15 protein-coding genes are annotated in these 13,418 nt (G+C 40.0%); 11 read left to right on the top strand and 4 right to left on the bottom strand.

Annotated features, from left to right (window positions below; translation table 11 throughout):
- Positions 1 to 711 carry an aspartate/glutamate racemase family protein gene (locus tag PY04_RS04945; RefSeq protein ID WP_014734054.1) on the bottom strand — a complete coding sequence of 237 codons (711 nt, stop codon included), beginning with the start codon at positions 709 to 711 and terminating at the stop codon, positions 1 to 3.
- Between the two features lie 144 nt (positions 712 to 855).
- Between PY04_RS04945 and pepQ the strand changes: the two genes are divergently transcribed.
- Positions 856 to 1,902 carry a Xaa-Pro dipeptidase PepQ gene (pepQ, locus tag PY04_RS04940; protein WP_014734053.1) on the top strand — a complete coding sequence of 349 codons (1,047 nt, stop codon included), beginning with the start codon at positions 856 to 858 and terminating at the stop codon, positions 1,900 to 1,902.
- On the opposite strand, the gene PY04_RS04935 is transcribed toward pepQ, so the two are convergent.
- A complete protein-coding gene (locus PY04_RS04935; RefSeq protein WP_014734052.1) occupies positions 1,895 to 2,434 on the bottom strand; it encodes a hypothetical protein in 540 nt (179 codons plus the stop codon). The genes pepQ and PY04_RS04935 overlap by 8 nt on opposite strands.
- A 156-nt stretch (positions 2,435 to 2,590) precedes the next feature.
- Between PY04_RS04935 and gcvT the strand changes: the two genes are divergently transcribed.
- From gcvT to PY04_RS04885, 10 genes are all read left to right on the top strand, one after another.
- Positions 2,591 to 3,787 (top strand): glycine cleavage system aminomethyltransferase GcvT, encoded by a 1,197-nt coding sequence (gene gcvT, locus PY04_RS04930; RefSeq protein WP_014734051.1) that lies wholly within the window; start codon positions 2,591 to 2,593, stop codon positions 3,785 to 3,787.
- A 57-nt stretch (positions 3,788 to 3,844) separates the two neighbouring features.
- Positions 3,845 to 4,504: a DUF257 family protein gene (locus PY04_RS04925; protein WP_014734050.1), complete on the top strand. Its 660-nt coding sequence runs from the start codon at positions 3,845 to 3,847 to the stop codon at positions 4,502 to 4,504.
- Positions 4,501 to 5,181: a DUF257 family protein gene (locus PY04_RS04920; RefSeq protein WP_014734049.1), complete on the top strand. Its 681-nt coding sequence runs from the start codon at positions 4,501 to 4,503 to the stop codon at positions 5,179 to 5,181. The genes PY04_RS04925 and PY04_RS04920 overlap by 4 nt, the downstream gene beginning before the upstream one ends.
- Positions 5,178 to 5,708, top strand: coding sequence for a YbhB/YbcL family Raf kinase inhibitor-like protein (locus tag PY04_RS04915; RefSeq protein WP_014734048.1), 531 nt, complete (start codon positions 5,178 to 5,180; stop codon positions 5,706 to 5,708). The genes PY04_RS04920 and PY04_RS04915 overlap by 4 nt, the downstream gene beginning before the upstream one ends.
- Before the next feature lie 93 nt (positions 5,709 to 5,801).
- Complete coding sequence (tenA, locus tag PY04_RS04910) at positions 5,802 to 6,446, top strand: thiaminase II (RefSeq protein WP_014734047.1); 645 nt, start codon at positions 5,802 to 5,804, stop codon at positions 6,444 to 6,446.
- Positions 6,436 to 7,077 carry a TenA family protein gene (locus tag PY04_RS04905; protein WP_014734046.1) on the top strand — a complete coding sequence of 214 codons (642 nt, stop codon included), beginning with the start codon at positions 6,436 to 6,438 and terminating at the stop codon, positions 7,075 to 7,077. The genes tenA and PY04_RS04905 overlap by 11 nt, the downstream gene beginning before the upstream one ends.
- Positions 7,070 to 8,320 carry a putative hydroxymethylpyrimidine transporter CytX gene (gene cytX / locus PY04_RS04900; protein ID WP_014734045.1) on the top strand — a complete coding sequence of 417 codons (1,251 nt, stop codon included), beginning with the start codon at positions 7,070 to 7,072 and terminating at the stop codon, positions 8,318 to 8,320. Before PY04_RS04905 ends, cytX begins: the two co-directional genes overlap by 8 nt.
- Positions 8,317 to 9,111, top strand: coding sequence for a hydroxyethylthiazole kinase (thiM, locus tag PY04_RS04895; RefSeq protein ID WP_048056010.1), 795 nt, complete (start codon positions 8,317 to 8,319; stop codon positions 9,109 to 9,111). The genes cytX and thiM overlap by 4 nt, the downstream gene beginning before the upstream one ends.
- Positions 9,101 to 9,724, top strand: a complete 624-nt coding sequence (gene thiE / locus PY04_RS04890; RefSeq protein WP_014734043.1) for a thiamine phosphate synthase — start codon at positions 9,101 to 9,103, stop codon at positions 9,722 to 9,724. Before thiM ends, thiE begins: the two co-directional genes overlap by 11 nt.
- A complete protein-coding gene (locus PY04_RS04885; protein ID WP_014734042.1) occupies positions 9,721 to 11,061 on the top strand; it encodes a bifunctional hydroxymethylpyrimidine kinase/phosphomethylpyrimidine kinase in 1,341 nt (446 codons plus the stop codon). The genes thiE and PY04_RS04885 overlap by 4 nt, the downstream gene beginning before the upstream one ends.
- On the opposite strand, the gene PY04_RS04880 is transcribed toward PY04_RS04885, so the two are convergent.
- Positions 11,051 to 12,193, bottom strand: coding sequence for a hypothetical protein (locus PY04_RS04880; RefSeq protein ID WP_048056009.1), 1,143 nt, complete (start codon positions 12,191 to 12,193; stop codon positions 11,051 to 11,053). The two genes, PY04_RS04885 and PY04_RS04880, sit on opposite strands and share 11 nt — an antisense overlap.
- A complete protein-coding gene (locus PY04_RS04875) occupies positions 12,123 to 13,370 on the bottom strand; it encodes a hypothetical protein (protein WP_148266012.1) in 1,248 nt (415 codons plus the stop codon). Before PY04_RS04875 ends, PY04_RS04880 begins: the two co-directional genes overlap by 71 nt.
- Between the last annotated feature and the right edge of the window lie 48 nt (positions 13,371 to 13,418).

Here is a 13,418-nt window from a genome sequence, read left to right as displayed (position 1 = left end):
TTAGTACTCCCGAAGTAGTTTTCCCAAGGGCAGTTTTTCCTTAATATCTAGCTCTCTAAGAGCCATCCAAAGAGTTGCCTGATTGCTCGTAACAACGGGGATTCCTAAATCCTCTTCCAACTTCTCTATTATTTCAAAAGTTCTGAAGTTGGTACAACTTATGAATATCCCATCTGCCTCCTCTATGTACGTTGCTTTTGCAAGCCTGTAAGCGACATAGGGTTCAAGTTTTCCTATCTCTGTATTGCTTTCAATCCCAAGCCCTCTGATATCCAAAACTTCAAAACCATTTGCCTCGAGAAACTCTTTCTCTTTTTGGTTTATCTCTTCAATATACGGCGTAACGACCATTAAAGAATGAACGTCCAGGATGTTCAATGCTTCTAAAACTGCAGTACTCGTGGTGAAAGTCTCAATGTTTACCTCTTCTTCTATCTTCATTTCCAGCTCCTTCTCAAAGTCTTTCCCTCCAATGAAAGATCCACTAGTGCAGCCGAATGCTATTATTTCAACTTCTGCATCGGCTAGTAGTTTTGCAGCATCTATTGCATAGCTACTCATCTTAGTTAACTCTTCCTCATTAACATTTTTCAATGGCATTCTTGCCGTATGAAGAGATACACCCTCAGGTAAGTATGAATGTAGCTCCATTTCCATCGTGGTGTTTGATGATGGGACTATAAGCCCTATCTTTCCCCTCCATCCAAACATGATAACACCTCACTTGTCTTGAAGATTTCTTCTCAGCATTAAAATTTGAGGGATTTAAAGGTATCGAGTATCGCCTGCATGATCAGGGTTAGCTAACAAAAAACATTTTTATATAGATGATATATGGAGCTTGGTGAGGTAAAAATGGAAGAGAAGTTTAAGAGACTTTTGGAATTTGCTGAGAAAAATTCTCTTGACGGAATATTAATAACAAAATCTCCAAACGTCTATTACTTCTCAGGTGCTTCTCCTCTGTCTGGGGGATACGTTCTCTTAAAAGATTCCGAGATTAAACTCTATGTCCCAGAACTCGAGTTTGAAATGGCAAAAGAAGAGAGCAGAATACCCGTTGAAAAGTTTAAGAGAATAGAAGAATTCTATGAAGAACTTAAAGGAATAAGAACTCTTGGTATAGAGGGTTCTCTTTCCTTCTCGTTTGTTGAAGAGTTAAGAAACAAGGCCGATATTAGGGAGTTCAAGAAGGTCGATGACATAATAAAGGAGCTAAGAATAGTAAAAGACAAAGGAGAGCTAGAAATAATTGAAAAAGCTTGTGAAATAGCAGATAGAGCAGTTATGGCAGCCATAGAGGAAATTACCGAAGGAAAAAGGGAGAGAGAAGTCGCGGCAAAAGTTGAGTACTTAATGAAGATGAACGGAGCTGAAAAGCCCGCATTTGACACAATAATCGCAAGTGGGTACAGATCTGCATTGCCCCATGGAGTAGCCAGCGATAAGAGAATAGAAAAAGGAGATTTAGTAGTTATTGATTTGGGAGCCCTTTACAATCACTATAATTCCGACATAACGAGGACAATAGTTGTTGGATCCCCGAATGAGAAACAAAAGGAAATCTATGAAATAGTTCTAGAAGCACAAAAGAAGGCAGTAGAAGCGGCAAAGCCCGGAATGACTGCCAAAGAGCTTGACTCAATAGCAAGAGATGTCATAAAAGAGTATGGGTATGGGGACTACTTCATCCATAGTCTAGGCCATGGTGTCGGCCTTGAGATACACGAATGGCCAAGAATAAGCCAGTATGACAAAACAGTTCTAAAGGAAGGCATGGTAATAACTATAGAGCCAGGAATTTACATACCGAAATTTGGCGGTGTTAGAATAGAGGATACTGTCGTGATTACAAAGAACGGAGCTAGAAGGTTGACAAAGACTGAAAGAGAGCTTATCTAAGGATCTCTAATAATCCCATTGCTGCTCTCATATCAGTTTTTATTAACTCTGTATACACGGGATCAAAGGCACCATTTAGGAACACTCGCCCCTCTCTCAACTCAACTTTTGCAATTCCAAAACCAAGAACCTCTAATTCTCCCCTAAACACGTTCTCCATAATACCAAGAGCTAAAAGTGCCTCTCTATTTTCCTTTGCTAACCTCTCTTCTTCCGAGATATGCCTGGAATGACCCGTAGGGATTCCAAGAAACCTAAAAATATTCCATCGTCTCATCTTCCTTAACCTACTGTTCATTGTTTTCCCAGATTTCCTCCTTATTTTTTCCATAGCATATTCAATGAATTCCTCAAAGTTCTTTGTGTTTATTGTCAAATTTTCAGGTATCTCAGGTATCTCAGACATATTATCAGCTTTTCTTATCAAAACAGCAATTCTTTCGATCTTTTCCACCCTCGTAATTAGATATGCATCAATTGCAAACTTCCCTTTCTTTGTTTTGAATATTATAAATGGCAAGTTTCCCTCCATCAACACCTCATTGTGTGGGAATAGTATATCAGATTATCGCTTGTACAAATGATGAACGATTCTATACTATCTAGAGAACTTTCAATGCTCTGCTCAAAATTTAAGACACAAAAATTATATTACGAAAGTGAAATATTTTCCGAGGAGGTGGTCTGAATGGCAAAAAGGGTCCATCTTTTTGATTGGCATAAGGAACATGCAAAGAAAATTGAAGTTTTTGCTGGCTGGGAGATGCCTATATGGTACTCAAGCATAAAGGAGGAGCACCTAGCTGTAAGGAATGCAGTTGGAGTTTTTGATGTCTCTCATATGGGAGAAATTGTATTTAGGGGCAAGGATGCACTAAAGTTCCTCCAGTACGTAACAACTAACGACATTAGTAAACCGCCAGCAATAAGTGGAACCTATACTCTCGTTCTAAATGAAAGGGGAGCAATAAAGGATGAAACCCTCGTCTTCAATATGGGAAACAACGAGTACTTTATGATTTGTGACGCTGATGCTTTTGAGAAGCTCTATGCTTGGTTTACATACCTAAAGAAAACAATAGAACAGTTCACGAAGTTGGATTTAGAGATAGAGCTCAAAACCTACGACATAGCAATGTTTGCAGTTCAAGGTCCAAAAGCCAGGGATTTAGCCAAGGATCTGTTCGGAATAGACATAAACGAAATGTGGTGGTTCCAAGCAAGATGGGTGGAACTCGACGGAATTAAAATGCTACTTTCAAGAAGCGGGTACACTGGAGAAAATGGATTCGAAGTGTACATAGAAGATGCAAACCCCTACCATCCAGATGAAAGTAAGAGGGGAGAACCAGAAAAGGCCCTCCACGTTTGGGAGAGAATACTTGAGGAAGGTAAGAAGTATGGAATTAAGCCTGCTGGCCTAGGAGCAAGAGATACGCTGAGACTTGAGGCCGGTTACACGCTTTACGGAAATGAGACCAAAGAATTACAGCTTTTAAGCACGGACATAGATGAGGTTACCCCCCTCCAAGCTAACCTTGAGTTTGCAATATACTGGGATAAGGACTTCATAGGAAAAGAAGCATTACTCAAGCAGAAAGAGAGAGGGCTAGGAAGAAAACTTGTCCACTTCAAGATGGTGGATAAAGGAATTCCAAGGGAAGGATACAAGGTATATGCAGAAGGTAAGGAAATAGGAGAAGTTACGAGTGGAACAATGTCCCCACTTCTTGGCATTGGAATAGGGATCGCCTTTGTTAAAGAAGAATATGCAAAGCCTGGAATTGAGATTGAGATAGAGATAAGAGGACAGAGAAAGAAAGCAGTCACAGTCACTCCACCCTTCTATGATCCAAAGAAGTACGGACTATTCAGAGAAACTTAGTACCATTCTTCACAAATTTTTTATTTCTTGGATTATCAAAGAGATTGGTGATGTATTTTGGAGGATATCATACTCAAACTATTCGACGTTCCAAAATTTGGTGAAACTATCCTAATAACTTATCCACCTTCCTTCGTTCCCGAGTTCGTTGTTTTAAAACTGTTGCAGTATGCAAGAGAAAAAGAAATTCCCGTCCTAATAGATGACAACTTCGACGCTCTAGCAGTCCTTATAACCCGACTTAGACTTCTTGGGATTAATCTGAATCTTGGTGAGGCTTATGTAATAAAAACGGGAGGAAAGCAGAGAATCGGAAAGGTAGTAGGGGAAATCAAAAGAACTTCAGAACCCAGGGTATACCTGAGAGAATACTCAAAAATTTTTGAGGAAATATCAAAAGAGCTGGGAGAGTACATTAACATAGTTCTTGGCATTGAGGCACTATTCAAGTCAATGAATAGCCCTTTAGAAATATACCTCTCTCTTATGGAAGTTCAGAGGTTTTTGGGTAACACTTCAAGAAAGGCATTCTACCTAGTAAACAAGGACGTCTTAGAAACACTTCCGTTTCCAATTAAAATAGAGTTAGAAAGGATAGCAAGTAGCATTGCAGAAATAGAACCAATATCAACTAATGCACATGTTAGAATTTTGAAAACTACCGCTCCAGATTTCATTGGTAGAGAGATAACAGTAGATATAGGTGGTGAGTTATGACATTACAGCTTCTAAACTCACTCATTCTTGAAAAGAAATTTGGAGAAACAATAATAGTTGAAAATTCAGCAAAAATAGGAATAGAAATTCTCATAAAGGCCATATTTGAAGCATCAAGAATTTTAAATGTACCCATCCTAGTTGAAGATATTTTAGACACGTTCCCCATCTATGCAGAACATCTCAAGCTCATGGGAGTTGATATATTAAAGGCTGAAAACATGAAAATATTCAAAATAGGAGGCGTTAAGGATATTGGAGAAATAGCAAAAAAGGTACCATTTGAAAGTGATCTAAGAATGTACCTAACCATATACAGAGAAGCTTTCGAAAAAGTCGCTCCCAAAGAGCAGTTCTTTGACCTTGTGTTTGGATTGGATAGACTTTTCGTGCTAAATGATAACCCAGTAGAAATAAGTACAATAATAGGGGCAATAAAAGAATTTATAACGAACGAAAACAGAATCGCCTTTTATTTCTTTGAGTATCCCCTTGTTGATAACCTGATGTCTAAACCCCTCCCTATATTAGAGGATCTCGTAACCTCAGTACTGAGACTTGAACAGGATAAAGACACGTTAATAGTAAATATCATTAAAGATATATGGGCTATGAAAGCGAAAACTCGGAAAATAATGATCCCCATTAGAGATGTCTTCAGGGGGAACGTTATATGAAGACAGCCAGTTATCTCTTGATTTTAATAATTTTAGCTTCGGGTTGCATCGGGGGTGGAGAAAAAATGAAGGTATCTTCTGTTTTTGAAGAAAATGGTATTATACCAAAAAAGTATACCTGCGAGGGAGCTGATATAAATCCTCCACTGAGAATTGAGAACATTCCAGAAAATGCCAAAACCCTAGCAATAATTGTTGAAGATCCAGACGCTCCTGGTGGAACTTTCATACACTGGGTTGCCTGGAACATTCCAGTCACTACCGAAATTCCGGAAGGAATACCCAAAGAAGCTGTTGTTGAAAAGCCTATCCACATGATTCAAGGGATTAATGATTTTGGCAGGGTTGGGTATAATGGACCATGCCCACCTCGGAGTCATGGAGTTCATCATTATCACTTCAAAATTTATGCCCTAGACACGGAGCTTTCATTAAAGCCAGGTAGTACAAAAAAGGAGCTAGAGAAAGCTATGAAAGGTCATATTCTGGCTGAAGCGGAGCTTGTTGGCATATATGAGAGAAAATAAACCCTTTATTTTTTATTCCACTTTATAACCATGTTATGATTTTCAACAAAAGAGTTATAAAAACATCATTCTAGTGACTACTCGGTGGTGGGTGTGATAACCGAAAAACTAAGGAAAGAATCAGATGAGATATGGAGAAGAATATTTAATCACCCCTTCGTTGTTCAGCTGTATTCTGGAGACCTTCCAATTGAGAAGTTTAAATTTTATGTCCTTCAAGACTTCAATTACTTGGTTGGCTTAACAAGAGCCCTCTCTGTAATAGCCTCTAAAGCTGAGTATCCACTAATTGCAGAAATTCTAGAGCTAGCAAAGGAGGAGATAACAACTGAAATGAGGAATTACGAGGAGCTTCTCCAAAAGCTTGACCTTACACTCGAGGAGGCAATAAAAACAGAACCTACCCTTGTGAACTCCGCATACATGGACTTCATGCTTTCAACAGCCTACAAGGGCACTGTTGCCGAAGGATTAACAGCTCTTCTTCCCTGCTTCTGGAGTTATGCTGAGATTGCTAAATACCACAAAGAGAGACTTGAGAAGAACCCAGTCAGAATTTACAAGGAATGGGGAGAGGTTTACCTAAGCAAAGAATATCTTAATCTTGTAGAGAGGCTAAGGAAAATCATTGACTCTCTTGGGGGAGAATACGAGCGTCTAAAGAGAATTTTCGTAACAGGAAGTAAGTTTGAGCTTGCATTTTGGGAAATGGCATGGAGGGGTAGCGATGTTCTCTGAAGAGTTACTCAAGGAAGCCACTCCAATATGGAAAAGATTCCTCCCACATAGATTTCTCCAAGAAATTGCAGACAATAAAATAAGAAAAGAGAACTTCGCTAAATGGCTTGTTAACGACTACTACTTCGTGAAGAATGCCCTCAGATTTATGGCCCTCTTAATGTCAAAAGCCCCAGATGACCTGTTGCCATTCTTTTCTGAGTCCATATATTACATCTCCAAAGAGCTCGAAATGTTCGAAAAGAAGGCAAAGGAGCTGGGCATTGATGTGGGGAGTGAAGAAATCGACTGGAGAGCAAAGGCATACGTAAACTATCTCCTAAATGTTGCCTCATTGGGCAGCTTTCTCGAAGGTTTTACAGCATTTTATTGTGAAGAAAAAGCATACTATGAAGCATGGAACTGGGTAAAGAACAATTTAAAGGAAGAAAGTCCATATCAGGAATTTATAGACCATTGGAGCTCAAAAGAATTTGAAAAATACGTTAGTAATATTGAAAGGATTCTCAACGAGCTCGCTGAGAAACATGGAGAATTTGAGAAATTAAAGGCTAAGAAAGTGTTTCTGGAAACCTCAAAGTTCGAGCTACTATTCTGGGATATAGCATACAGGGGTGGAGAATATGTATGACATAAAACCCGTGAAAGAGAGAGTATTCGACTTCTGGAGCAACTTCTCAGTATGGTTTGGAGCGGACTTTGGAATAGCTGTTATATGGGCAGGAGCCCTTCTAACTCCATACCTCTCTCTTAAAGAAGCACTCCTCATAATAATACTAGGTCACTTGCTTGGGAATGCCGTCATGAGTTTGATAGCAATAGAGGGACAGGAAACTGGTTTACCGACTATGGTTCTTTCAAGAGGTCCACTGGGCAGAGTCGGGTCAGTCCTTCCATCTTTCCTCAATTACCTCCAGCTAATCGGCTGGACTGCAATAATGTTGATAGTTGGTGGAAGGGCCTTGGATGTAATATTTCCCGGAACTTATATGGCATGGGTCATCGTACTTGGTATACTCGTTACACTATGGACTTTAGTTGGACCAGAAAAGTGGAAGTGGCTAGAAAAGGCCTCCGTAGTTCTTCTCGGAATACTAAGCATATGGCTCCTATTCGTGATATTTTCAAAATACTCCTTCCAAGACCTCTGGAGCAGGCCTGGAGAGGGAGGACTACCATTGTTGATAGCTTTGGATTTGGTAATAGCAATGCCATTAAGCTGGGCCCCAACAATAGCAGACTATGCTAGATTTGCAAAAACTAAAAATGACGCCGCATGGGGAACTTATCTTGGTCATCTTGTAGGATCTGCCTTCTGTTACTTCCTGGGGGCACTAAGCAATATAGCCGTAAAGCAACCTGACCCAATAAGTATAATAGCAGCTTATGGGCTTGGAATCCCCGCTATGCTTATAGTACTTGTTTCAACACTAAACACAACGTTCATGGATATATACTCAGCATCTGTGACATGGAAGAACATCAATCCTAAGGCAAATGCCAAGCTACACGTTGTTCTCGTTGGAACTCTTGGAACCCTTCTAGCACTCGTATTTCCAGTGGATAAGTACGAATCATTCCTACTACTAATTGGTGGAGCTTTTGTTCCCCTGGCCGCAATAATGATAACAGACTACTTCCTTGTGAAGAGAGGCTACAACCCCGAAGAGCTCCTCCAGGATAATAGCTTGAAGATATCAGGAGTGATAGCATGGGTTATTGGATTCATAGTATATATTGGACTTACCATGGAATCCCTAATAGGCGTTAGCTTCCCAATTCTCAGTTCAATAGGAAACAAAATAGGAGCCAGCATCCCGGTATTTCTACTTTCAGCCATGATTTACTATATCCTCGCAAGGTGGGAGAAATGATTGGAGAGGCGCTAGAGAAAGTTAGAGAGAGAAAACCACTGGTTCACAATATTACGAATTTTGTAGTTATGAACACAACAGCCAACGCCCTGCTTGCCCTTGGAGCATCTCCGGTAATGGCCCATGCAGAGGAGGAGCTAGAAGACATGATAAGGATAGCCGATTCAATCGTTATTAACATCGGGACCCTTGATAGACACTGGATACAATCAATGTTCAAGGCAGTCGAGCTAGCAAGTGAGTACAAGAAACCAGTAGTTCTTGATCCAGTTGGTGCGGGTGCAACCAAATTAAGAACAGAAGTATCCCTAAAGATACTCGCTTCAGATGCTATAAGCGTCCTAAAGGGTAACTTCGGAGAAATCTCGGCACTTTTGGGGGAACATGGGAAAACAAGAGGTGTTGATTCTGTAGCTTATGAAGAGGAGAAAGCAAAAGAGATCGCAATAAAGGCTGCTGAGGAGTTCTCCACGGTGGTAGCAGTTACTGGAAAGGTTGACTACGTAAGTGATGGCACGAGCGTGTATGCAATTTACAACGGACACGAAATGCTGGGTAAGGTTACTGGCACCGGCTGCATGGTTTCCGCAATAACGGGTGCATTCCTCGCCGTTGAAACTCCACTAAATGCAAGCATTTCAGCCCTCGTAGTGTTTGGAGTGGCCGCGGAGAAGGCTTATGAAGAAGCAAAGGCTCCAGGGAGCTTCCATGTTAAGCTCTACGACAACCTATACACCTTAACACCAGAGGAAGTAGAGAGGCTGGCGAGGGTGGTGAAAGTTGAACCTTAGGAAGAGATTAAGGCTATATGTAATAACCGATAGAAGACTTAAACCGGAAATTGAATCCGTAAGAGAAGCTCTGGAGGGGGGAGCAACCGCAATTCAGCTCAGAATAAAGAATGCTCCAACAAAAGAAATGTATGAGGTGGGAAAAGAAATAAGGAGACTAACCACAGAATACGGGGCACTGTTCTTTGTCGATGACAGGATAGACGTGGCCCTAGCCGTAGATGCAGACGGTGTTCAGCTGGGCCCCGAAGATATGCCCATTAAAGTGGCAAAGGAAATTGCCCCAAACCTCATAGTTGGTGCCTCTGTTTATTCCCTTGAAGAAGCTGTAAGAGCAGAAAAAGAAGGAGCGGATTATCTTGGGGCTGGCTCGGTCTTTCCTACAAAAACGAAGAAGGATGTTAAAGTTATAGGAATTAAAGGGCTGAGAAGAATTGTAGAGAACGTTAAAATTCCCGTCGTTGCAATTGGAGGAATTAACATTGAAAATGCTAGGGAGGTTTTAAGAACTGGAGTGGCTGGAATAGCTGTAATATCTGCTGTTATGGGTGCTGAAAATGTTAGAAAAGCCACGGAAGAACTTAGAAAAATAGTTGAGGAGGTGTTAAGATGAGACTTGTTAAAACTGCACTAACGATAGCTGGAAGCGATAGTGGAGGAGGAGCAGGAATAGAGGCTGATCTTAAGACATTCACGGCATTTGGAGTTCATGGTCTAGTTGCAATAACCTCCGTTACTGCACAAAACACTCAAGCCGTCACCGCCATCCACGACATACCTCCCGAGGTTGTTTCAGAGCAAATTAAAGCGGTTGCAGAAGACATAGGGGTAGATGCAGCAAAAACAGGAATGCTGAGCAATGCAGAAATTATAAAAGCAGTTGCAAAGACCGTAAAGGAATATGACTTCCCTCTAGTTGTAGATCCTGTAATGATAGCCAAGAGCGGCGCCCCATTACTCAGAGAAGACGCTGTGGAAGCTTTAATTAAACACATCCTTCCCCTAGCAACACTCGTGACTCCCAACAGATTTGAAGCAGAAAAGCTGTCCGGAATGAAGATAAAAACAGTGGAGGACGCAAAAACAGCCGCAAAAAAGATAGCCGAGGAAACAGGAGCTCATGCTGTTATAGTCAAGGGTGGTCACATAGAAGGGAACGAAGCTATTGACGTTCTCTACCATAATGGAACGTTTAGAGAGTACAGAGCGCCCAGGGTTGAAGGGTGCACACATGGAACTGGATGTAGCTTTTCTGCAGCAATAACTGCAAATCTTGCGAAGGGATTTCCCCTGGAGGATGCAATAAAAATAGCAAAGGAATTCATAACCTTGGGGATAGCTACAGGACACAAAATAGGAAAGGGTCACTGCCCAGTCAATCAATCTGCATGGATAGAGATTCCAGCAGAGAAGTGGAGAACCTACGAAGAGCTGACTAAAGCTGTAAGGGAATTTGAGAACCTAAATCCAGTCAAACTAATTCCCGAGGTTGGAACAAACTTTGTCTATTCCTTACCACATCCATACGCTAGAACAAAAGAAGATGTTGCTGGAGTAAAAGGAAGGATAGTCAAATACGGCAACTCTGTAAAAGCTGTGGGACCTGTTGAATTTGGAGCAAGTGACCACCTAGCCAGGGCAGTTCTAACTTATATGAAGTTTTATCCGGAATACAGAAGTGCGATAAACATAAAGTACTCTGAAGAAATAATTGACCTTGCAAAGGAGGAGGGCTTAATAGTATCATTCTATGATAGAAGGGAGGAGCCCTTAGAAGTTAAAGAAAGAGAAGGAGCAACAATCCCATGGGGAATTGAAACCGCAATTTCTAGGGCAAAGAAGAGGCCTGATCTCATATACCACCTGGGAGATGTCGGCAAGGAGCCTATGATCCTAATATTCGGTAAGACTCCAAAAGAAGTCCTTGAAAAGATTAGAATCATTCTCTGAGCGCTCTTTCAAACTTTTCTATAATCTCTTTAGCTGTTGGGGGTGGACCAAGTACTGACTTTCTCTCCCTTTGGGGAGAAGTAAACACTAAAACACTTTCCTCGACAGTACTTGTCAATTTATTACTTAACAGAACAAAAGAAATAGTGGCAAGGAGATATGTCCCAAACACTTGGAGTGAGGGATTTATTGTATATAAGAATAAACTCCACGCAAGGAATACCATATGACCTATTACGAGTGATATTTCGTCTTCAAGCTTTTTATAACTATACACTAAGACACCTATCACTATCGTGCTGAAAACTATAACATCATTTTCGATATTCTTATTCAAAAACAACATAATCCCATAGAGAACTAGAAGTCCCTCACTCAGCATAATTTCTTTTTTCTTTGGAATTTCAAACCTAACATCCCCTCCTTTAGTCACTACCATCATCGCCATGAAAAATACTAACACAAATATAAGACTTGAAAGGATGTAATCGGAAACCATATGTTCAGAACTTCCAAGCATATAGAAAATCAGAGAAGACATGAAAGAATTAATATATCCAAAGAATAAACCCACAACGACTAAAAAGGCTCTTATTGCCCCTGTAATAACCTCCCTCTTTGATCTCTTTTTAACAAATTTCAGTACTCCTCCATAGATTAATGAACTGATAAGGGCCAGAATAAAAATTAAAGTTAGTACGAAATTTTCAAAGCTATTGTCGCCCCATCTTTTTATGAATATCCTTACCGTCGTAGTTGAATTTCCAATTTTAAACGTGAAATAGTTGACCTTATCACAAAGCATACACTCAAATGAGAAAGAATTACCTACTATTTCCCTCTGAACATCCCTAAGGATAGATTTAGGATCAAAAGCTATCCTGCCAGGAATTTTAACAGTATTTGTATAAACAATTTTTCCATCATCCTCGACAACAAAAACTCCCCAGTCAACTGGATAGCCATTTACAGCAATTATATTAACTTCAACTTTTTGTGGACTTGCATCACTTATTGTGCATACTATTAAATCGAGAGTTTGATTTTCCTGACACTTTAGACTAATCGCACTTGCTTGTGGAAGAATTATTATCAAAATCAAAATTAGACCTAGATACACGGTTTTTCTCATAGTCCCACCTCATTGCTCTAACTACTTTATCAAGTTTCTCCACCAACTCCTTTGCTGATGGGGGTGGAGCAAGAACCAAATCAGATCTATGAGAATCTATTATTGCGTCCAGATCCTCAACAACATCTTCACGTGTCTTTGCTAGAAGGAAGAAATATATCCAGGATAGAACAAGGAAAATTATGAAAACTCCTAGATCTCCTGGATAAAGGATATAAAAGATAAAGGGCCATATAAGGGTTACAATAACACCCATTCTTTGAAAAACTCCGTTTAGAGTTTCGTCTTTGCTTAGGAGGAACGCTACGAGGAATATTAGAAGGACCAGTATCGTCAATTTGCTTTCCTCAGCCAATAATGGAAAAATTAGAGAGCCAGGTATCCACTCTACTCCTGTAACAGGCTTTATTTTTCTTTTCCTTATTTCACCAAGATATGAAGCCGTTACTAGAATTGCAATAAGCAACATATATATCCCGCCAGCCAGTGCAAAATTTTCAAATTCTCTTCCGGAGGTTCCTAAAAGATAGTGGAGAGAAGCCGATAGAGGAAACATCAACCATGTAAAGCTCCACGCCATAGAAACATATTGAATTCTAACCGAAACGTTTCCAGGCAATTTCATCTGGGTCCTCTGAGAGGTATCATTGTGTCTAAATATTTTCTGCAATATGTGTATAACTCCGAAAATCAACACTACTACCCCTAAAAATAAGAATGTTAAATTCAATTTCTTCTTCATTTTTTCATCAAGAACTTCTCCACTTATTTTGATTGTTGTTGATACAGTTTGATTGTTAATCTTGAAAGTTATGACGAAATCCTTATTATAGAGAGCCCATTTGTACCTATAAAAGGGGGTAGTCCTAGAGTATTTAGAAAGAATTCCGTATGAAGAGACAACAATGGTGACGGGGAGGGAGACATTTACGTTATTAAGCTTATAGCTAATAACTTCAACGCCTCTAGAAAATATAAGTATTGGATCGCTCCAATCTACAGGTTTTCCATTTATTTCGACGATCTTAATGTCCTTGAGTCTACCATTTCCCATTACTTTGCATTCAAACATGTCACCAAAGTGAACCTCTTTTTGACATTCTATCGAATATGCTAATACGTTATTTTGAAGTAAAATTATTATCACTATTAACGCTACTATCACCCTATCCGCCATCAAGAAGTTATTAACAAACCAAATATGTTAATAAGTTTATCGGTTAAG

This window comes from Pyrococcus sp. ST04, assembly GCF_000263735.1.
Taxonomy (GTDB): Archaea; Methanobacteriota_B; Thermococci; order Thermococcales; family Thermococcaceae; genus Pyrococcus.
Note: the sequence above shows the minus strand (reverse complement) of the source record. Positions and strands in the feature narration are given on the sequence as shown.